The following is a 19,908-nucleotide window of genomic DNA, read 5'->3' on the forward strand; positions in this document are numbered from 1 at the left end:
CATTATGAATATACTTTTCGTCGGTGAGGCTACATCCGGTTTCGGCGGGATTGAAACGGTAATAAAAAAAGTCACCAGCTTCCTGGAAAATGACCAAGACGCTGAAAACACCTATACCTTATATTTTCTCTGCCGCGATAACCGCATGGATAAAGCCTGGCTGGAAGGAAAGCACTATATTTGCCATCGTTCCGGTATCAAGATCTCCTTTCTGCGTAGAATGAGCCACGCGTGTGCACTGGCGCGCTTCATTAAACAGAATCAACCCGATACGGTGATTGCTTTTGATGCACCATCCTGTCGAGTTGCGGCACAAGCGATCCGTTACAGTAAGAAAACACTGCCGCTGATTTCATGGCTGCACTACTCACTCGATCACAAAAAGCATGCCGAACAGGCACTGGTCGCAGATCATCACTTGGCTATCAGTTCCGGCATCAAGCAGCAATTAATAAAACGTGGCGTGCCTCCCGAACGCATCTCTGTGATTTTTAATCCGGTCACGCCACAAAGCATCGTGATTCCGCGACCAACGGATAAAGCCGTATTTATCTATGTCGGGCGTCTCAAGTTTGAGGGGCAAAAGCGTATCAAAGATATGCTGGATGCCTTTTCTGGTTTGAAGGGCGAATGGGAATGCCATTTTATTGGTGATGGTTCAGATACCGAAGTCTGCCAGGCCTACGCGCAACAACGGGGTATTGCAGATCGTTTGCATTGGCACGGATGGCAAGAAAAACCGTGGGAATATGTTCAGACAGAGATCAAGCAAGTCTCGGCTTTTGTCATGAGTTCTGCTTTTGAGGGGCTTCCGATGACACTGCTTGAAGCCATGTCTTATGGGATTTATTGCGTTAGCAGCGATTGCCCATCGGGCCCAGGTGATATCATCAAGAATGGTGTGAATGGGCAACTTTATCCACCGGGTGATACGCACCATTTCGTGAAAACATTATCTCAATTGCAAACGAATGAAATAAATTCAAGCATCGAAGAGATCAAAAACTCTATCAGTGAGTTTTATGATAAAAATTATTATGCTAAATTTATAAACGCGATCGCGATTGAAAAGAACAGATGAAAAACTAATAAAGTGGTGACCTTGTGTATTTTAACACTGAGCATGTAATAAAAGAAAAAATAATATTAAACCATAATATTAATGACTCATCTAACGAGGCTTTTAATATAGCCTACGGTATAGACAAAAACTTCATATTTGGCTGTGGAATATCCATAGCGTCTATTTTATTGCATAATAAAAATAAAAAAATTGCATTTCACATCTTTACTGATTTTTTCGACGAAACGAACATTGCTGAATTTACAGACCTTTGTCATCAATACAATACGCAGATTGTCGTTTACATCATAAATTGTGATGAATTAAAACAATTACCAAGCACTAAAAATTGGTCTTATGCAACATACTTTCGTTTTATCATTGCTGATTTTTTCAATAATGTGTTAACCACCGTTCTTTATCTTGATGCTGACATTGTCTGCAATGCAGATCTGGATGAATTGATTAACCTTGATTTGATAGATCATACAGCTGCGGTTGTCTGCGAGGGTGAAAAGCCCTGGTGGACTAAACGCGCCCTTGCATTGGGAGACGCAGAAATAAGCAATGGCTATTTCAATGCTGGCTTTCTTTTAATAAATATACCACGTTGGGGAGAGCAGGATATCAGTCGACAGGCGATGTCACTTCTTGCTGACGATGATGTAAAACAAAAAATATCGTTTTTAGACCAAGACATATTAAATATTTTATTTGTAAACAAAGTTTTGTTTCTAGATAAAAGATACAACACCCAATTCAGCATTAATTATGAATTGAGTGAAAACAAAAAAACACTGACACCAATTACAAAAAACACCGTGTTTATTCATTACATTGGACCAACCAAACCGTGGCATGCATGGGCTAGCGACTACGATTCTTCCCGCTACTTCATGACAGCAAAACAGCATTCACCATGGAAAGAGACTAAACTACTCAAAGCTCATTCGGCCAATCAGTTACGCTATTGTGCTAAGCATCAATTCCACAATAAAAAAATCCTTTCAGGCTTAAAAAGTTATTTCTTGTACTTTTTAAGAAAGATCAGCTGATTTTATTCTAGAAATAATAAATCATGTACTTTGACAACAGCATAGTAAAAAATAAGCTAGCATTTTTGGGTGCTAAAGAAGGCAACACTGAAAAAGCATTACATATTGCGTATGGTATTGATAAGAACTTTTTGTTTGGCGCTGCCGTTTCCGCAACATCAGCTATTATAAATAATAAAATCCCCATTACCCTGCACTTTTTCACCGACACGATAGATGATGATGATAGCCATCGTTTCAAGAAAATGGCTGCTAAATTTAATACAAACATCTATATATATCATATCGACAATACCCCTTTAAAAAACCTACCAACAAAAAACTGGCCATACTCAGCATATTATCGACTGATAGCATTCGATTATCTCGCGTTGTCGATAGATCGTTTGTTATATCTTGACGCTGATATTGTTTGCAAAGGCCCGCTTGATCAGTTAGCAAACTTATCTTTTGATGACAATGTTTGCGCAGTGGTTCCTGATATTAAGGAAATGCACAAGAAAGCAGTAGATAGATTACACTGCCCTGAACTGGATGGTCACTATTTCAACTCGGGTATGATGTTGATGGACTTAAGTAAATGGCATCAGCAGTCGTTCACCGCCAAAGTCATCGCTTTTATTCTCGGTAATGTGGAACTAAAATATCCTGATCAAGATGCACTTAATATTCTGTTATTGAAAAAAACGCATATTTTACCAAGAAAATACAACTGCATTTTTAGTATAAAAAGCGAGTTAAGCGATCGGAGTCATCAGAAATATAACAACATCATTAACGACGACGCGGCTTTAATTCATTATGTTGGCACAACTAAACCATGGAATGAGTGGGGACAATACCCATCAACAATTTTCTTCCAAAAAGCATATCTAGCCTCAGAATGGCATGATGTGCCGTTACTTAAACCGCGAACACCTTTGCAATGGAAGAAAAAGTCAAAACATGAGTTCCGAAAATATCACTTATTTAGCGGAATTTTGGCAAGATTAAAATATATCACAACAAAATAAGAGAATCGTTTCATGAATGTGTATTTTTTAGAATGGAATGCCAATTATGAAAAGCTCATGATAAAAAATTTAGAGTCGCATGGCGTCACAGAAATAAAAAATATCATGAAGCATTTTACAAGAAACAATATTAGACTTAAAAAGGCCAACGTTAATAATTGGTTATTCGTTAAGATACATATTTTTTTAAAACTGAGAAAAGTCAAAAAAGATGATTTAATAATTTGCAATGGATATAGTTTTTTAGGTTTTCTTGATATAATAAAAGCACTCCCATGTAAAAAAGCTTTAGTCATTCGAGATACTATAATTCATTTAGAAAGAGGAATGAAAGAAAACAAAAAATGGCTTCCATCTGATGGAGATATTACCCAAGAAATAGATTCACATTTTGATAAAGTATATAGTTTCGACCCATCTGACTGTAAAAAATACGATTTCATATACTTGAAACAATTCCTTCCATTTACATCCCAAGATATTGACACCATACTTAAAACATCAATAAAAAGCAAATTATCAGAAAAGTCATGTTTTTTTATTGGTGAATACAGACCTGATCGAGAAAAATCTCTCCAAGACCTTTTCCCTTATTTTAAACATTTAAATTACACACCTGATTTTTATCTTTTTGATAAACATAACAAATCAACAAATTACCCATTTTTTTGCAAAAACCAATCTCTTGATTATAAAGAAAATATACAGAGAGTTATTGCGTCTGACGTTGTTATAGAAATAAACCATCCAGGACAAGATGGTTTAACGTTACGAACGATCGAGGCTCTTGCTTTTAACAAAAAAATAATAACCAACAATATAAAAGTAATGCAATATGATTTTTATACTGACGACCGTTTTTTCATATTAGGCTATAATGACATTGACTCTTTACACAGTTTTTTAGAAAGGCCATTAGCACCTGTAGATATTGAATTGATAAAAGAATACACAGCAGATGGAATGTTAAATCGATTGGTCTCAGACATTTACCATCATAACAGCCCTACGCAAAGCAATATATTAAATTAACCGCATACTTTTCCACATCTCTTATTATAATAGAGAGCAACATTCGACTCTTATCTAGGGCATAGCTACAATGCGATTTATAATAATGGCTCCAGCATATACTGAATGGAGTGGTGGAGTTATCGTTCTACATAAATTATGTCATCTTCTCAACCAACTTGGAGAAAATGCTTACTTACATCCTATGGTCAAAGAATATCCTTTATCATGGAAAAATCATTTTACTGAGATAAAAGAGAAAATCAGACTAAAATATAAGAGTGGAAGATATAAAACAAACAAAGCATTCCAAACCCCTGTAATTAATAAATTAACAAACGACGATTTAGAAAATTCCATTATTGTATATCCAGAAATAGTATCAGGAAACCCATTAAAAGCTAAAAATGTAGTCAGATGGTTCTTACACCATCCGGGTTATCAAACAGGAAACGTAAATTATTTCTCTCGCGAACTGTATTTCTCATACGGTGCATTTGGCCGAGATTTTAAGCTATATGGTTCCCACACCTCTGACACAGTACTTCATGTATTTCATCAGATGAATGATATTTATAATGAGATTGGCGCATCTAAAGAACGGACAGGTACCGCATATTGCATCAGAAAAGGTCAAGGAAGAAAGATAATCCATGACCTATCCGATTCAATTCTTATCGATGAAAAAAAGCATGAAGAAGTCGCTGAAATATTCAAGCGTGTAAAGTACTTTATCTCTTATGACCTATACACTGGATATTCGGTGTTTGCCATAATGTGTGGCTGCATTCCGATTGTTGTTCCTGATGAGAACTTATCACTAACGGAATGGCAATCTGACCCCAAGATGCGGTTAGGTATTGCATACGGGTTTGAGCAAATTGAAGAGGCGACCAAGAACCGTAAAATTGCATTAGATTTAGTGTTTGAAAAAGAAAACGAAGCAATTCTTAACGTCAAAAAATTCATAGTTGAATCGAAAGAATATTTCTCCGTAGATTAAATACTTATTTGCATAAAAAGACCTAGTCTATAGTCCCCTCTGCATTAATTACTATACAGATGATTGATTACATTCATTTGCTTTTAAAAATATGGGTAAAAACTTTCAAGTAGTTCATAGCTGAAACATTATAGGGTTAGAAAATATTTCCTTAGGCAACAATGTTAGAATTGATGGATTCACAACCCTTGTTGCATCAGGAAGCGGATTCTTAAATATAGGTTCCTATGCGCAGATTGGCGGATACACGTTTCTTTCTGCGGGTGCAGGAATAATCATCAAAGATTTTTGTGGCCTTTCACAAGGTGTCAAAATTCACAGCAAGTCTGATGACTACTCAGGAAAGAAGCTGACTACTCCAACAATAAGTGAGGAGTACACTGGTGTGATAAAAGGTACAGTGGCCCTCGCGAAACATGTTATCATCGGCTCAGGTGCTGTTGTTCTTCCTAATATAACGCTTGAAGAGGGCGTATCCGTCGGGACACAGTCTCTCGTAACCAAAGATTTAAATGAATGGGCAATGTACTTTGGTTGTTCAGCAAAAAAATGAGAGATAGAGGAAAAGAGCCCCTTATACTCGAAAAATTTTTTTAGCGATTCAGGAACTTAAATAAAAAAATTAATAGCCAGTGCCATAGTCATTCCTTAACAAAAAAGCTAAAATATTTTCAGCGATAACTCTAAAATAGCCAATGCCAATGTTACAAACCCTTTACACCATCTTGCTTTACCTCATTCAACCATTAATCTGGCTCCGTCTGTGGCTGAGAGGGCGCAAAGCGCCTGCCTACCGTCGCCGCTGGAGTGAACGCTATGGATTTTGTGCAGAGAAGGTCAAACCCAACGGTATCATGTTGCATTCGGTCTCGGTTGGCGAAACATTAGCGGCCATTCCCTTGGTCAGAGCGCTTCGTCACCGTTACCCTTCTTTGCCGATTACAGTCACCACCATGACGCCGACCGGCTCAGAGCGGGTACGCTCCGCCTTCGGCAATGATGTCTTTCATGTGTACCTGCCTTACGATCTCCCCTGCGCCCTTAAACGCTTCTTCGATCAGGTGAACCCAAAACTGGTGATCATCATGGAGACCGAACTGTGGCCAAACCTTATTACGGAACTTCATCGCCGTGATATCCCGCTGGTTATTGCCAACGCACGGCTGTCTGAACGCTCAGCGGCAGGCTATAAGAAAATCAGTTCTCTGACACGCCGAATTTTGCGCCGCACAACCTTGATTGCCGCTCAAAACCAAGAGGATGGCGAGCGCTTTATCGATCTCGGTTTACAGCGCTCACACTTAGCGGTCACTGGCAGTCTGAAATTTGATATTTCTGTCACGCCAGAATTAGCAGCAAGAGCCGTAGCACTGCGGCGTCAATGGGCTTCCCGGCGTCCGGTTTGGATTGCAACCAGCACTCACGAGGGTGAAGAAGCGATTATTTTGGCCGCGCACCGTGAACTGCTGATCCGATTTCCCGATTTGCTGTTGATTCTGGTACCTCGCCATCCTGAGCGTTTTCCGACGACTCAGGCGCTTACCCAGAGTCTGGGATTTAGCTACACCTTGCGCAGCAGCGGTGAAGTCCCGGCGGCTGACACACAAGTGGTGATTGGCGATACCATGGGCGAGCTGATGATGCTGTATGGCATTGCTGACATCGCTTTTGTCGGGGGAAGTCTGGTGGAACGGGGAGGACATAACCCGTTGGAGCCTGCGGCACACGCTATCCCGGTATTGATGGGCCCGCATACCTTTAACTTCAAAGATATTTGTCTTAAATTGTCAGAAGCAGGCGGTTTGATCACCGTGAAAGATGCTGACAGTATTGTCAAAGAAGTGAACAGCTTGCTGACGGATGAAGATTATCGGCTCTATTATGGGCGACACGCTGTAGAAGTGCTGCACCAGAATCAGGGAGCGCTTCAGCGCTTGCTCACTCTGCTGGAGCCCTATCTTCCTCCGCGTGCAAACTCGTCTATCTAACCCTCTGGTGCTAAGGAATCCCATGGCGACCAAAGCAATCTACCCAGGTACCTTCGATCCCTTAACCAATGGGCACCTGGATCTGCTCGCCCGCGCTTCACGTCTGTTTGATCATCTCGTGTTAGCCATTGCTGCCAGCCCCGGTAAAAACACGATGTTCAGTTTGGACGAACGCGTCGCATTAGCCCGGCAGGCAACGCAACATTTGACGAATGTTGAGGTAGTGGGATTTTCCGATCTTATGGTGCATTTTGCCCAACAGCAGCAAGCAAATGTGTTAATACGCGGGCTGCGCGCTGTATCGGACTTTGAATATGAGCTTCAGTTGGCAAAAATGAATACTCACTTAATGCCAACGCTGGAGAGCGTATTCCTGATGCCATCGGAAGAATGGTCCTTTATCTCTTCCTCTCTGGTCAAAGAGGTTGCCCGACACGGTGGAGATGTCTCACATTTTCTTCCCGAGGCGATTGGCTCGGCGCTTAAGCAAAAGCTGGCACAGGGTAAGTAAAGCACCATCCGGCGGGTGGGTTCCTCCGCCGGAAATGGCGATGTGATTAACGCGCCAATGCACCGCATAGATAGCGGAACCACCACAGCGGACGCCACCATGTATTTCGCGGAGGCAGTGTCGCGGGCATTACGTTGTTACGGTATTTAATTTCCCAGGTAAAGTTGAGGAAAATACGACTTTGCCCATACTCATAACCGAACAGGCTACACTCTTGCTTCTTACGCTTATCAATCGGCGTATTGGCGGAAAGGTCGCGCTGTAACGTATGGTAACTCTCTTCCCGGTCCACATCCCGTTCAAAACAACGAATGTTCTTCGGCAGGTAATGTTGGCGCGAACCTTGGTATTTCTGATATTTAACGAAGCGGAAATCCTCTGAGCCATAATTTCCGGCAAACTCCTCGTCATAGCCAAAGAAACGCATAAAACGTGCGCGCGACATGAAGAACGTGTTCGGGTGACCATAATACCTGTCGCCCACGTTACACACTTGGCCACGTTTTTTGATGCCGTCTTCACGGCTTTCCCGATAGATTTTGTAAAAATTGCGGCCCGGGTTACGGCAATTGATCAAATAACGGAATGTGGATTCCGGTAACTCATGGTCAAGATCGGTGATGAAAATTTTGTCAGATTTAGCGTAGGTCACCCCTAAATTACGCGCACCGGCCTGATTCCATGGAATATCTTCATTAATCCGTAGCCAGGTGATATTCAGGTCGAAAACGCCAACGTCGTACTCAATGGGCGAACCGTCATCAACAATAACGAACTCAACCGCAGTCCTGATATCTTCCGGCAACTGCTCATACAGTCGCAGCAACGAAAATACGGAATCCATGTTGTTCTGATTGCAGTAAAAATGCGTAACATAGCTCAATTTTATATGCTGCTTATCAAGCGGATGCCGTGCGGCAGTAGAGTACTCGTGGTTCACCGATAAAATCCTCAGCCTTGTTCTTGTTGATGCCCTTCCAGACTCGCCATTCGAACGGCAACCTGGCGTTACTTATCCCAGCATCACTTCTGGCAGCAGCGACAATAAAATGTACTACGCTGCCCATGTTTTTTCGTTAACAACGGTGTTCCGCATACGCGGCAAAGCTCTCCGGCCCGACCATAAACCTGCAATTCCTGCGCAAAATACCCCGGTTTACCATCTGACTGTAAGAAATCCCTTAACGTCGTTCCGCCTTGCTCAATCGAGCGCTGTAACACCCGCTTTATCGACTGAACGAAATGAGCAGATTCTGATTCGTTTAGCGAGCCTGCCGCACGATCGGGGTGAATACCCGCCATAAAGAGGGATTCGCTGGCATAAATATTTCCTACGCCGACCACCACCTTGTTATCCATCACCCACTGCTTAATGGCCGTGTGCTTACCACGAGAACGTTGATGGAGATAGTCGGCAGAGAATTCCTCACTCAAGGGTTCCGGTCCAAGATGAGCAAGTACATTGCTTGCTGCAAGATCCGTCGTCCATAGCCAGGCACCAAAACGTCGGGGATCGGTATAACGCAGCACATGGCCATTGTCCATGACCATATCCACATGATCGTGCTTTGCGGGGGGGAGATATTCCGGCAGAATGCGCAAGCTACCAGACATGCCGAGATGCACAATGATCCAACCACCAGGCAGTTCAAACAGCAGGTATTTCGCCCGACGGTCGATGCTCAAAACAGGTTGGTCACTCAACGAAAGGATCTCGCTGGATACGGGCCAACGCAAGCGGGCATTACGCACTTCAACGTGAAGGATAGTGTGTCCGACAAGATAGGGTGATATCCCGCGGCGGCTCGTTTCAACCTCTGGTAATTCCGGCATTTTCTCCTCCTGAACACTCCCGCGGCTAACGTAGCATAAAAAAACCCGGCCTTGGCCGGGTTTTTAATAAGTCCACTAAAATTACTTGATTTTAGCTTCTTTATAGATCACATGCTGACGGACAACCGGATCGAATTTCTTCAGTTCCAGTTTTTCCGGCTTAGTGCGCTTGTTCTTCGTCGTCGTGTAGTAATGACCAGTACCGGCAGAAGAAACCAGCTTGATCTTCTCGCGAACACCTTTAGCCATGATTCAGTTCCTTAGTACTTTTCACCACGGGTACGCAGATCGGCCAAGACCGCTTCGATACCCTTTTTATCGATAACACGCATACCTTTAGCAGATACGCGCAGCGTGACAAAACGTTTTTCGCCTTCAACCCAGAAACGATGGGAATGCAGGTTAGGCAGAAAACGGCGTTTGGTCGCATTCAGTGCGTGGGAACGGTTATTACCGGTCACCGGACGCTTGCCAGTAACTTGGCAGACTCGGGACATGTCTATTCTCCAAAAATCAAATCAGCTCGAGCTTCGTAGAGGATGTTGGCCGCCTCGTCAGGCTTTAGAGCCCATCTCAGCAACTTTACAAGTAAAGATACTGTCATCAGGGTAAACCTGCTGAGATAGGCTCTTAACGCCACACCCAAGATTCTCAAAGGTGGCGTAGTATACGCTCTAGCGCGGATGTGCTCAAGTCCCGAGCAGCGAAAGATCTCTAAGGATCGCGGAAAATATGCTAAATCCAGCCTCGCTCGGCAAATGACACGTACTCACCACGCCCAATAACCAGGTGATCGAGGACGCGAATGTCCATCAATGCGCATGCCTGAATAATATGCGTCGTTATCATACGATCGGCGCTACTCGGCTCTGCATCCCCTGAAGGGTGATTATGCGCCAGAATGAGCGCCGCCGCATTGGCTTTTAACGCTTCACGCACAATTTCTCTCGGGTGCACCTCGACGCTGGCGATAGTACCTGCAAACATCTCTTGATGTCGAATCACACGGTGCTGATTATCTAGAAACAGCACGGTAAAAATCTCCCGCGCCTGATGCGCCAACGCGGATTGCAGGTACTGTATGGTCAGATCGGGATTCAGCATCGCTTTTTCCTTCACCAAACGCGTTGCATAGAGCCGCCGCGCTAGCTCCGCTACCGCCTGAAATTGAACAAATTTAACCACCCCCATCCCTTTCACGGCGCAAAATGTTTGTTGCTCTGCCATCATGACATGGTAGAGGGAGCCAAAATGATGCAGCAGTTGCTCCGACAGCGCCATCACGTGGACACCCGGAAGCCCAGTGCGCAGAAAAATCGCCAACAGTTCCACATCCGTAAGTGCTTCAGCCCCCGAGGCAATAAGCTTTTCACGCGGAGCCTGATCGTCAATCCACACCGTTGTGCCTCCTTTCCATCGTTGCCCTATCATGGCAGGCTCACGGTAGCGCGGCGAGAGCTCAGGCAAGCGCCTGCACAACCGCACGCAAGACGCCCTGCAACAAAGCATCATGAACACACACAAACGCGAGCAAGATTCCGCTCATCCGGCAAGGTTATGATAAAATGTTTCCTCTTAGGCGTTAATCGGACAAAGATGATGACGGGATTTTCCAATCTGCCTGGGCTCTCCGGTAAAAAAATCGTGCTCGGCATCAGCGGCGGTATTGCCGCTTACAAGTGCCCAGAAATTGTCAGGCGTCTACGCGATCGCGGCGCAGAAGTCCGCGTGGTAATGACACCTGCCGCCAAGGCATTTATTACGCCGCTCACGCTTCAGGCGGTTTCAGGATACCCAGTATCAGACGATCTGCTCGATCCTGCCGCCGAAGCATCGATGGGGCATATTGAGCTGGGAAAATGGGCGGATCTGGTTATTCTTGCCCCCGCAACGGCAGATGTGATTGCACGTTTAGCCGCTGGCATGGCTAACGACCTGCTCACCACGCTTTGTCTGGCGACGGCGGCACCCATCGCCATTGCACCTGCCATGAATCAGCAGATGTATCGCGCGACACCCACACAGGATAATCTTGCCACGTTGGCACGGCGCGGTGGACTTGTTTGGGGACCCGATAGCGGTAGCCAGGCCTGCGGTGATGTTGGTCCCGGTAGAATGATTGATCCATCAGCGATCGTTGCGCTCGCCGACGGATATTTTACGCGCGTCAACGATCTGCAACATCTCAATATTATGATCACGGCGGGACCAACGCGTGAAGCGCTTGATCCGGTACGTTTCATTACCAATCACAGTTCAGGCAAGATGGGATTTGCCATTGCTCAAGCGGCGGCGGAGCGTGGCGCTCACGTAACACTTATCGCCGGCCCCGTGTCCTTGCCAACCCCCGAGGGCGTTCGGCGCATTGACGTGACCAGCGCGCTGGACATGCAACAGGCGGTGATGTCTCATGCGGCACAACAGCAGATTGTCATCGGCTGTGCCGCAGTGGCCGATTACCGGGCTAAACAGATAGCCAACGACAAGATTAAAAAACAGGGTGATGAAATCAGTATCACACTGGTTAAAAACCCAGATATTATTGCAGGGGTTGCAGCCATGTCAGCGGCTCGTCCTTTCGTCGTTGGATTTGCTGCCGAAACCCAGAATGTGGAAGAATACGCGCGACAAAAACTGACGCGAAAAAATCTGGATCTGATTTGCGCGAATGACGTTTCCCTCTCAGGGCAGGGATTCAACAGTGATACCAACGCGTTGCAGCTGTTTTGGCCGGAGGGTGACACCCGTTTACCTCTGTGCGAAAAGCGCCTCCTTGGCCAACATTTAATCGATGAGATTGTCCGCCGTTATGATGAAAAAAATCGACGTAAAAATTCTTGATGCACGCATTGGTCAACAGTTTCCGTTACCGACCTATGCCACCGCAGGCTCGGCCGGCCTTGATCTTCGGGCTTGTATTGATGAAGGGATCGCATTGGCCGCTGGGGAGACGATACTGGTGCCGACCGGTATCGCTATCCATATCGCCGATCCCAGCCTGGCTGCCGTAATCCTCCCTCGCTCAGGGTTGGGGCATAAGCACGGTGTGGTATTAGGTAATCTGGTTGGGCTTATTGACTCTGATTATCAGGGACAACTGATGGTTTCCGTTTGGAACCGTAGCCAGCAAGCCTTCACTATCGAGCCCGGTGAACGCCTGGCACAGATGGTGTTTGTTCCCGTCGTTCAGGCTGAATTTAACATCGTCGATGATTTTGTGGGAACAGAGCGAGGAGAAGGCGGCTTCGGCCATTCTGGTCGCCGTTGATCCGAAAATCGGTATACCCTGCATTACCCCCTGGACACGCGGTCAATCGCGTGTCTTTGTAGTGTTTATTCAGGTCGTTACCCTAAATAATTCTAAATGGTTGTCAGCTTCTTTTTGATCAAGGGTCTTTTCTGACATGGCAGAGAAAGAGAATACGAAAAGGAATCGTCGCGAGGAAATCTTGCAAGCGTTGGCGCAAATGCTGGAGTCCAGCGATGGCAGCCAACGCATCACAACTGCAAAGCTTGCCGCAATGGTCGGGGTTTCCGAAGCCGCACTCTATCGGCACTTTCCCAGCAAAACGCGGATGTTTGACAGCCTTATCGAGTTTATTGAAGATTCGCTGACAACACGTATCAATCTGATTCTGCAAGATGAGAAAGATACGTTCCAGCGCTTGCGGCTGATTTTGTTGCTCATGTTGGGTTTTGCTGAACGCAACCCCGGCCTGACGCGTATCCTGACCGGCCATGCGCTGATGTTCGAACAGGACCGCCTGCAAGAACGCATTAACCAGCTGTTTGAACGCATTGAATCGCAGCTTAAGCAGGTGTTGCGCGAGCACAAGCTACGAGAGGGTAAAGCCCTTACCCATGACGAGTCACTGCTTGCCAGTCAACTACTCGCTTTTTGCGAAGGTATGCTGTCACGCTATGTTCGTTCTGAGTTCCGTTTCCGACCGACACAGGAATTTGATACGCGCTGGCCGTTGTTGGCGGCACAAATATTCTAACCTGCGCTAGTCCTGCATCTGCTGGTATTTTTCGCCTGCTTTTTCTTTCAAAAAATTTAGAAAACAAAGAATAACGCACGTAATAAGCACGTGCGTTATTTTCATACTGTCACTTTATCCCCACAGGATCTCCGGTTTCAACGGCGTTGGCTGAAACCCTCAAGGTGTGGATATAACGACTACGCAGAAATACCGTACCGATCGCGATAGGCCTTCACCGCATCCAGATGCACGGCCATCTCCGGTTTTTCTGCCAAAAAGCTGATCAAGTCTTGCAACGTAATAATGGAAATGACCTGACACTGATAATCACGTTCCACTTCCTGAATGGCAGAAATGGCACCCGTACCACGTTCCTGGCGATCCAGTGCAATCAACACCCCGGCAAGCGTCGCACCATTAGCGGCAATAATGCCCATGGATTCACGTATGGCGGTACCTGCGGTAATCACGTCATCGACCAGCATGATACGGCCTTGCAGCGCGCTGCCGACCAGATTGCCCCCTTCCCCGTGATCTTTGGCTTCTTTGCGGTTGAAGCAGTAAGGCACATCGGTGTCGTGGTGTTCAGCCAACGCGACCGCGGTGGTCGTGGCGATCGGAATCCCTTTGTAAGCCGGCCCGAACAGCACATCAAAGGTAATACTGGCATCCACCAACGCTTCAGCATAAAAACGGCCCAAAAGTGCCAGGTCGCGCCCGGTATTGAATAGCCCGGCATTGAAGAAATAGGGGCTGACACGCCCGGATTTCAATGTGAATTCGCCGAATTTTAATACCTGCTTGCTAAGCGCGAATTCAATAAATTGGCGCTGATAGGCTTTCATTACTGCATCTCCTCGTATCACGGTGAGTATGGTTATGGCTGGAACACCAGCCATAAAAAAAGCGACGCCGAGGTCGCTTTGCAAAAATGGATAACGCCGCTGCCAGGCAACGGCTGATGAAACGACAGGCGGTGTATGCCAGTCATGTTTACTTGAGGTCCGCGACCGGCGCTTGCGTCAGCGCTGCTTTCTGCGCCTCGACGATAGTGTCAATGCCACCGCGCGCCAGAGCGAGCAGCGCCAGCAGCTCTTCGTGGCTGAACGGCTCGCCTTCGGCGGTGCCCTGCACCTCAATCATGCGGCCATCTTCGGTCATGACCACGTTCATGTCCGTTTCCGCGGCAGAATCTTCCACGTATTCGAGATCGCACACAGCTTCACCGGCAACGATCCCCACGGAAACCGCTGCTACCATGCCTTTGAGCGGGCTGGATTTGAGTTGGCCTTTTGCCACCATGCGGTTGAACGCATCCGCCAGTGCAACACACGCGCCAGTAATAGAAGCGGTGCGCGTGCCGCCATCGGCCTGCAATACGTCGCAATCCAGCGTGATGGTGTATTCACCGAGCTTTTCCAGATCAACGGCAGCGCGCAGAGACCGCGCGATAAGGCGCTGGATTTCCAGCGTTCTTCCGCCCTGTTTCCCCTTGGCGGCTTCGCGCGCATTGCGACTATGGGTCGCACGCGGCAGCATGCCGTATTCAGCGGTTACCCAGCCTTTTCCCTGCCCTTTCAGAAAGCGCGGCACGCCTTCTTCTACCGTCGCGTTACACAGCACTTTCGTGTCGCCGAACGCCACTAACACGGAACCTTCCGCATGCTTGGTATAGCCACGCGTTAGCGTGATGGGACGCACCTGTTGTGCACTTCGGCCTGACGGACGCATGAGATTCTCCGGGTTATGCTCTGTTGATTGGCGCGCATTATACGGCCTTCGAACAACAATTCCTACTTTAGCTGCCGCGCGTTTCGCGATATCGGCAGGGGAGTGTTGGCGTCTGCATCAGGGTATAGCCTGAGGTTATACCCTCCCGACAAACAAGTATTCGTCAGTCATTCCCCTGCATGAAATAGTTTTGATTATTCATTCACCAGAGGGATACACGAGATGCGCCAGATGCAGGTTGAGACCGTCAAACTCTCTCTGGCACGCCCGTGCAAGCGTGCGCAGGAACGGCGCAATGCCGTAAGCGTAGTCAGGATTACCGTTGAAGAACAGGGATTTATCGGTTTAGGCGAATGTACCCCCGCGTTTGAATATCAAGAGTCTGCGGCCAGTGTCTGCCGTCAGCTTGACGCCGTGCGTGGCGCTGTAACGCGCGGTGCGTCGAGGGATGAAATCCAAACGCTGCTCCCTCCTGGTGCGGCACGTAACGCACTCGATTGCGCACTCTGGCGCTTAAATGCGGCCCTGCATAAACAAACCGTATGGCAGCAGGTGGGAATACAACCGCCTGCCTCTTTGATCACCACGGAAACGCTGAGCATTGCGTCGTTGGAAAACACGGTGGCAGCGACCCGCGATGCGATATCACGCGGGGCGCAGGTGATAAAGCTCAAGCTGGATCGTAGCGACATCGTTGAGAAAATCGCCGCAGTGCGTGACGCCGCGCCACGGGCCACCCTGATGGTCGATGCCACAGAGAGCTGGGCAGGGATTGATTTACTCAGCCTGTGTCACGCACTGCTGCCCTATAACATCGCGCTGATTGAGCAACCGTTACCGGCAGGCAAAGATCAGGAGTTACTGCGATTTTCGCACCCGATTCCCCTTTGTGCTGATGAAAGTTGTCGCCACGCCGGCGATATTCCCGGTATCCGCCGTCGTTACGAGATGATCAACATCAAGCTGGATAAGTGTGGCGGATTAACAGAAGCACTGGCAATGGTGCGTGAAGCGCGGTTGCACGGGCTAAAGCTGATGGTCGGTTGCCTGGTTGGCTCTTCACTGGCGATGGAAGCCGCACTACCGGTCGCCGCCGCCGCCGACTATGTCGATCTGGATGGCCCACTCTGGCTGGCCGCCGACAGCTCCCCCTATCTGACTTATCACCACGGACGTATCTGGCTATGACGCAGCAAGAGTCCACACTGTTAACCGGAGTCCACATGACGCAACTCGCACAGGCCGCCCCGCTCCCGGCGTCGGCCCCCCCACAAACCGCCATGCCGGTGCTGGAAATCGATGACCTGAGCGTCAGCTTCAGCGGCAGATCGGGCAAGCATGTCGCCCTGAAAAGCGTCTCGTTTTCCGTCAATAAGGGGGAAATCGTCGCCATTGTCGGTGAAAGCGGCTCGGGAAAATCCGTTACGTCGTTAACCGCGATGGGCCTGCTCGCCAACTCGGCGGCGATTGAGCGCGGAAGCATTCATTTCCATTCCCGCCACGGGCAGCGCCACGACTTGCTGAATATGAAAGAGGACGATCGCCGTCAACTGCGCGGACGCGATATGGCGATGATCTTTCAGGAGCCGATGACCTCGCTCAACCCGGTGTTGAAAGTCGGCGATCAGTTGACGGAAGCGCTGCGCGACCACCAGCTTTGCGATGCCGCCACGGCAGATAAAAAAGCGCGCGAGTTACTGCGCAAAGTGCGCATCGCCGATGTCGATCGCGTGATGAAAAGCTACCCAGCTTCGCTCTCCGGTGGCATGCGCCAACGCGTAATGATTGCGCAGGCGCTGGTGTGTGAACCGCAGTTGCTGATTGCCGACGAACCTACCACCGCGCTGGATGTCACCGTACAAGCGCGCATTCTGCACATCCTGCGCGATCTCCAGCAGCAAAGTGATACCGCCGTGCTGTTTATTACCCACGATATGGGGGTGGTGGCTGAAATCGCCGATCGCGTGGTAGTGATGTACCGTGGCGAAGTGGTGGAGCAAGGGTCGGTTGAGCAAATTTTCGCGCATCCGGAGCACCCTTACACTCAAGCCTTGTTAGCCGCAGTGCCAAAGCTGGGGGATATGCGTGACAGCGCCTGGCCGCGTCGTTTTCCGCTGCTGGGACAACAATCCAGCGATAGCGAACAGAAAACCGCTCGCTATGACGCCGATCCGCTGCTGGATATCCGAGGCTTGCGCGTCTACTACCCGATCCGCAGCGGCATTTTCTCCGCCGTCACCCACCGCGTACATGCCGTCGAACAGATTGATTTTTGCGTGTGGCCTGGCGAAACCCTGGCGATTGTCGGGGAGAGCGGCTGTGGAAAATCCACCACCGGGCGTGCGCTGCTGCGTCTGATTCAGAGCGAATCAGAAAGTATTCTGTTTCAGGGCAATGAAATCTCCCAGATGGACGATCGCGCTTTTTTGCCGTTGCGCCGCGAAATCCAAATGGTTTTCCAAGACCCGTATGCGTCATTGAACCCGCGCTTAACCGTCGGTTTTACTATTGCCGAACCGCTGCTGCTGCACGGGCTGGCGCGCTCGCTGGAGGACGCGACGCCCCGCGTGCAGGAACTGCTGAAAAGCGTCGGACTGCCTCCCGAACACGCCCGCCGCTACCCCCACGAGTTTTCCGGCGGCCAGCGCCAACGTATCGCCATCGCCCGCGCCATGGCGCTGCAACCGCAGGTCATTATTGCTGATGAAGCTGTCTCCGCGCTGGATGTCTCGATTCAGGCTCAGGTGGTGAACCTGATGATGGATCTGCAACAAAAAACCGGCGTGTCATGGATTTTCATTTCTCACGACATGGCCGTCGTCGAACGCATCGCCAACCGCGTTGCCGTGATGTATCTCGGTCAGATCGTGGAAATCGGCCCACGTCAGGCGGTGTTCAATAACCCTCAGCATCCCTATACGCAGCGCTTGCTGGCCTCGGTGCCGATTGCCGACCCTCAACAGCGCTGCGTGCGCCAGTTTGATGACAGCGAAATCCCCTCCCCGCTGCGCAAAGCGGGCGAAGAGGTCAACAAAATGACCTATCGGGAAGTCGACCCGCACCACTGGGTCGCCAACGACAGTCATTAATGAAACGCATTGATGAACAAGCAGTTTTAAACATGCCGTTTTTAAACAACAACAACTACAACCCATTCACAACCGGGAGACACAACATGAAGCCACTACGACATCGTTCCGCTCTGGCCCTCGGGCTTTCACTCTGTCTGGCCGCAGCGGCTCAGGCACAAGATCTGCGCATCTCTATCTATGCCGATATTACCGGACTCGATCCGCACGACACTTCAGATACCCTGAGCTACTCCATCCAGAGCGGTATCTTTGAGCGCCTGTTCCAGTTTGATAACCAAATGAAACTGGTCCCGCGTCTGGCAACCGAATACACCAGCAATGACGATGCGACCGAGTTTGTGGTCACGCTGCGCGAAGGCATCACTTTCCAGGACGGCGCGCCGTTTAACGCCGAAGCGGTCAAAGCCAACCTGGATCGCCTGGCCGATCAGAGCAAAGGCTTAAAACGTAATAGCCTGTTCAATATGGTGAAAACCGTCACCGTGTTGTCTCCGACCCAGGTGAAGATTGAACTGAACAAATCGTTCGGTGCCTTCGTCAACACGCTGGCGCACCCGTCTGCCGTGATGCACAGCCCGGAAGCGCTGAAGAAATACCCGGATGAAGCGCAACTGCGCGTCCACCCGGTCGGCACCGGTCCGTTCAAATTCACCGAATGGCAGCAGGGCAAAGACGTCAAGCTGGTCAAGAATGACAGCTACTGGCAGAAAGGCTGGCCGAAAGTGGATAGCGTGACCTTCTACCCGACGCCGGAAGACTCCACGCGCGTGGCGGCCCTGAAATCCAGTCAGGTGGATGCCATTTATCCGCTGCCGTCCGATCTGCTGGCTACCGTACAGAGCGACAGCAAACTGGCCGTCCAACGTGACCCCGGTATCTATCAATTTTGGTTAGCCATGAATAACCTGCGCCCGCCCATGAATGACATCCGCGTGCGTCAGGCACTCAACTACGCCATCAATCGCGATGTGTGGCTGAAAGTCGGCTTCGCGGGCATGGGTACACCGGCAACGTCAGCGATGGCACCGGGTGTTCAATTCTTCCAGGCGCAAACCACCCCGAGCTACAGCTACGATCCGGCCAAAGCCAAGGCGCTGTTGAAAGAAGCGGGTTATCCGGATGGCATCAGCCTCAAGCTGTGGACCACCAACCGTACCGATTACATCCGCAGCGCACAGTTCTTCAAGCAGCAGTTGGAACAGGTGGGCATCAAGATCACCGTGACACCGATGGATTCCGGGATGCGTAACGCCAAACTGTTCGGCGTGAAAGACCCGAAAGAGGCGGAATTCGATCTGTTCTACAACGGCTGGTCACCGTCTACCGGTGATGCCGACTGGGCGCTGCGTCCACTGTATGCCACCGAATCCTGGGTGCCTGCGGCCTATAACGTGGCCTACTACAGCAGTGCTGCCGCCGATAAAGCCATTATGGCTGGCTTGGCTACCGCCGATTTGGGCAAGCGCGCCGCGGCCTACGCCGAAGCACAGAAAGTGATTTGGGGTGATGCGCCAGTGGTGTTCCTGGGTACGCCGGACAATCTGGTCGGTAAAGCGAAAAATCTCTCTGGCGTTTACATGCTGGCAGATGGCTCGTTGATCTTCGATCAGGCTGAATTTAAGTAA

Annotated in this window: 21 protein-coding genes; 14 read left to right on the forward strand and 7 right to left on the reverse strand. The window is 48.8% G+C overall.

The features are described from left to right. The first annotated feature begins 4 nt into the window (after positions 1-4). The 8 genes from waaB to coaD all read left to right on the forward strand — a co-directional run bounded on the left by waaB (position 5) and on the right by coaD (position 7,644). Positions 5-1,081, forward strand: a complete 1,077-nt coding sequence (gene waaB / locus J5067_RS18655; RefSeq protein WP_264651751.1) for a lipopolysaccharide 1,6-galactosyltransferase — start codon at positions 5-7, stop codon at positions 1,079-1,081. Between the two features lie 23 nt (positions 1,082-1,104). Next, on the forward strand, positions 1,105-2,118 hold the full coding sequence (gene waaO / locus J5067_RS18660; RefSeq protein ID WP_264627594.1) for a lipopolysaccharide 3-alpha-galactosyltransferase: 1,014 nt from the start codon (positions 1,105-1,107) through the stop codon (positions 2,116-2,118). 23 nt (positions 2,119-2,141) lie between these two features. Further along, complete coding sequence (locus J5067_RS18665; RefSeq protein ID WP_264627595.1) at positions 2,142-3,131, forward strand: glycosyltransferase; 990 nt, start codon at positions 2,142-2,144, stop codon at positions 3,129-3,131. A 12-nt stretch (positions 3,132-3,143) separates the two neighbouring features. Then, positions 3,144-4,163 (forward strand): hypothetical protein, encoded by a 1,020-nt coding sequence (locus tag J5067_RS18670; RefSeq protein WP_264627596.1) that lies wholly within the window; start codon positions 3,144-3,146, stop codon positions 4,161-4,163. Between the two features lie 85 nt (positions 4,164-4,248). Continuing rightward, positions 4,249-5,145 carry a hypothetical protein gene (locus tag J5067_RS18675; protein ID WP_264627597.1) on the forward strand — a complete coding sequence of 299 codons (897 nt, stop codon included), beginning with the start codon at positions 4,249-4,251 and terminating at the stop codon, positions 5,143-5,145. Between the two features lie 385 nt (positions 5,146-5,530). Then, positions 5,531-5,698, forward strand: a complete 168-nt coding sequence (locus J5067_RS18680; protein WP_264627598.1) for a hypothetical protein — start codon at positions 5,531-5,533, stop codon at positions 5,696-5,698. A gap of 148 nt (positions 5,699-5,846) precedes the next feature. Then, entirely contained in the window at positions 5,847-7,133 is a 1,287-nt protein-coding gene (gene waaA, locus J5067_RS18685; protein WP_264645524.1) for a lipid IV(A) 3-deoxy-D-manno-octulosonic acid transferase, read from the forward strand. A 22-nt stretch (positions 7,134-7,155) separates the two neighbouring features. Next, positions 7,156-7,644 (forward strand): pantetheine-phosphate adenylyltransferase, encoded by a 489-nt coding sequence (gene coaD, locus J5067_RS18690; protein ID WP_264645465.1) that lies wholly within the window; start codon positions 7,156-7,158, stop codon positions 7,642-7,644. A gap of 46 nt (positions 7,645-7,690) precedes the next feature. On the opposite strand, the gene J5067_RS18695 is transcribed toward coaD, so the two are convergent. From J5067_RS18695 to radC, 5 genes are all read right to left on the reverse strand, one after another. Then, a complete protein-coding gene (locus J5067_RS18695; protein WP_264645523.1) occupies positions 7,691-8,488 on the reverse strand; it encodes a glycosyltransferase family A protein in 798 nt (265 codons plus the stop codon). A 179-nt stretch (positions 8,489-8,667) separates the two neighbouring features. After that, entirely contained in the window at positions 8,668-9,477 is an 810-nt protein-coding gene (gene mutM, locus J5067_RS18700) for a bifunctional DNA-formamidopyrimidine glycosylase/DNA-(apurinic or apyrimidinic site) lyase (RefSeq protein ID WP_264651752.1), read from the reverse strand. A gap of 81 nt (positions 9,478-9,558) precedes the next feature. Further along, entirely contained in the window at positions 9,559-9,726 is a 168-nt protein-coding gene (gene rpmG / locus J5067_RS18705; RefSeq protein WP_026738454.1) for a 50S ribosomal protein L33, read from the reverse strand. Positions 9,727-9,737: 11 nt separating this feature from the next. After that, positions 9,738-9,974, reverse strand: coding sequence for a 50S ribosomal protein L28 (gene rpmB / locus J5067_RS18710; protein WP_195314938.1), 237 nt, complete (start codon positions 9,972-9,974; stop codon positions 9,738-9,740). 238 nt (positions 9,975-10,212) lie between these two features. Further along, positions 10,213-10,908: a DNA repair protein RadC gene (radC, locus tag J5067_RS18715; protein ID WP_264645463.1), complete on the reverse strand. Its 696-nt coding sequence runs from the start codon at positions 10,906-10,908 to the stop codon at positions 10,213-10,215. Between the two features lie 168 nt (positions 10,909-11,076). On the opposite strand from radC, the gene coaBC reads away from it, so the two are divergent. The 3 genes from coaBC (at position 11,077) to slmA (ending at position 13,478) form a co-directional block, all read left to right on the forward strand. Next, positions 11,077-12,318: a bifunctional phosphopantothenoylcysteine decarboxylase/phosphopantothenate--cysteine ligase CoaBC gene (gene coaBC / locus J5067_RS18720; protein WP_264645522.1), complete on the forward strand. Its 1,242-nt coding sequence runs from the start codon at positions 11,077-11,079 to the stop codon at positions 12,316-12,318. After that, positions 12,287-12,745, forward strand: a complete 459-nt coding sequence (dut, locus tag J5067_RS18725) for a dUTP diphosphatase (RefSeq protein ID WP_264645462.1) — start codon at positions 12,287-12,289, stop codon at positions 12,743-12,745. The genes coaBC and dut overlap by 32 nt, the downstream gene beginning before the upstream one ends. Positions 12,746-12,881: 136 nt before the next feature. Continuing rightward, positions 12,882-13,478 carry a nucleoid occlusion factor SlmA gene (gene slmA, locus J5067_RS18730; protein ID WP_264645461.1) on the forward strand — a complete coding sequence of 199 codons (597 nt, stop codon included), beginning with the start codon at positions 12,882-12,884 and terminating at the stop codon, positions 13,476-13,478. 179 nt (positions 13,479-13,657) lie between these two features. Here the strand turns inward: slmA and pyrE are convergent, their stop codons facing one another. Both pyrE and rph read right to left on the reverse strand, forming a co-directional pair. After that, on the reverse strand, positions 13,658-14,305 hold the full coding sequence (pyrE, locus tag J5067_RS18735) for an orotate phosphoribosyltransferase (RefSeq protein WP_264645460.1): 648 nt from the start codon (positions 14,303-14,305) through the stop codon (positions 13,658-13,660). A 148-nt stretch (positions 14,306-14,453) separates the two neighbouring features. Then, a complete protein-coding gene (gene rph / locus J5067_RS18740) occupies positions 14,454-15,191 on the reverse strand; it encodes a ribonuclease PH (RefSeq protein WP_264645459.1) in 738 nt (245 codons plus the stop codon). Positions 15,192-15,413: 222 nt separating this feature from the next. Between rph and J5067_RS18745 the strand changes: the two genes are divergently transcribed. The 3 genes from J5067_RS18745 (at position 15,414) to J5067_RS18755 (ending at position 19,908) form a co-directional block, all read left to right on the forward strand. Continuing rightward, on the forward strand, positions 15,414-16,379 hold the full coding sequence (locus J5067_RS18745; RefSeq protein WP_264651753.1) for a dipeptide epimerase: 966 nt from the start codon (positions 15,414-15,416) through the stop codon (positions 16,377-16,379). A 35-nt stretch (positions 16,380-16,414) separates the two neighbouring features. Beyond that, positions 16,415-18,280 carry an ABC transporter ATP-binding protein gene (locus tag J5067_RS18750; protein WP_264651754.1) on the forward strand — a complete coding sequence of 622 codons (1,866 nt, stop codon included), beginning with the start codon at positions 16,415-16,417 and terminating at the stop codon, positions 18,278-18,280. 86 nt (positions 18,281-18,366) lie between these two features. Continuing rightward, positions 18,367-19,908: a glutathione ABC transporter substrate-binding protein gene (locus tag J5067_RS18755; protein WP_264645456.1), complete on the forward strand. Its 1,542-nt coding sequence runs from the start codon at positions 18,367-18,369 to the stop codon at positions 19,906-19,908.

This window comes from Candidatus Symbiopectobacterium sp. NZEC151 (genome assembly GCF_025962655.1).
In the GTDB taxonomy this organism is placed as follows: domain Bacteria; phylum Pseudomonadota; class Gammaproteobacteria; order Enterobacterales; family Enterobacteriaceae; genus Symbiopectobacterium.

What these genes read in the sequence shown, in the direction of transcription:
- coaBC (WP_264645522.1), top strand. Translation starts at nt 11,077, where the DNA reads ATGACGGGATTTTCCAATCTGCCTGGGCTCTCCGGTAAAAAAATCGTG.
- rpmB (WP_195314938.1), bottom strand. Translation starts at nt 9,974, where the DNA reads ATGTCCCGAGTCTGCCAAGTTACTGGCAAGCGTCCGGTGACCGGTAAT.
- radC (WP_264645463.1), bottom strand. Translation starts at nt 10,908, where the DNA reads ATGATAGGGCAACGATGGAAAGGAGGCACAACGGTGTGGATTGACGAT.
- J5067_RS18675 (WP_264627597.1), top strand. Translation starts at nt 4,249, where the DNA reads ATGGCTCCAGCATATACTGAATGGAGTGGTGGAGTTATCGTTCTACAT.
- waaA (WP_264645524.1), top strand. Translation starts at nt 5,847, where the DNA reads ATGTTACAAACCCTTTACACCATCTTGCTTTACCTCATTCAACCATTA.
- coaD (WP_264645465.1), top strand. Translation starts at nt 7,156, where the DNA reads ATGGCGACCAAAGCAATCTACCCAGGTACCTTCGATCCCTTAACCAAT.
- pyrE (WP_264645460.1), bottom strand. Translation starts at nt 14,305, where the DNA reads ATGAAAGCCTATCAGCGCCAATTTATTGAATTCGCGCTTAGCAAGCAG.
- J5067_RS18670 (WP_264627596.1), top strand. Translation starts at nt 3,144, where the DNA reads ATGAATGTGTATTTTTTAGAATGGAATGCCAATTATGAAAAGCTCATG.
- J5067_RS18665 (WP_264627595.1), top strand. Translation starts at nt 2,142, where the DNA reads ATGTACTTTGACAACAGCATAGTAAAAAATAAGCTAGCATTTTTGGGT.
- dut (WP_264645462.1), top strand. Translation starts at nt 12,287, where the DNA reads ATGATGAAAAAAATCGACGTAAAAATTCTTGATGCACGCATTGGTCAA.
- mutM (WP_264651752.1), bottom strand. Translation starts at nt 9,477, where the DNA reads ATGCCGGAATTACCAGAGGTTGAAACGAGCCGCCGCGGGATATCACCC.
- rpmG (WP_026738454.1), bottom strand. Translation starts at nt 9,726, where the DNA reads ATGGCTAAAGGTGTTCGCGAGAAGATCAAGCTGGTTTCTTCTGCCGGT.
- slmA (WP_264645461.1), top strand. Translation starts at nt 12,882, where the DNA reads ATGGCAGAGAAAGAGAATACGAAAAGGAATCGTCGCGAGGAAATCTTG.
- J5067_RS18755 (WP_264645456.1), top strand. Translation starts at nt 18,367, where the DNA reads ATGAAGCCACTACGACATCGTTCCGCTCTGGCCCTCGGGCTTTCACTC.
- J5067_RS18745 (WP_264651753.1), top strand. Translation starts at nt 15,414, where the DNA reads ATGCGCCAGATGCAGGTTGAGACCGTCAAACTCTCTCTGGCACGCCCG.
- J5067_RS18750 (WP_264651754.1), top strand. Translation starts at nt 16,415, where the DNA reads ATGACGCAACTCGCACAGGCCGCCCCGCTCCCGGCGTCGGCCCCCCCA.
- J5067_RS18695 (WP_264645523.1), bottom strand. Translation starts at nt 8,488, where the DNA reads ATGGATTCCGTATTTTCGTTGCTGCGACTGTATGAGCAGTTGCCGGAA.
- waaB (WP_264651751.1), top strand. Translation starts at nt 5, where the DNA reads ATGAATATACTTTTCGTCGGTGAGGCTACATCCGGTTTCGGCGGGATT.
- rph (WP_264645459.1), bottom strand. Translation starts at nt 15,191, where the DNA reads ATGCGTCCGTCAGGCCGAAGTGCACAACAGGTGCGTCCCATCACGCTA.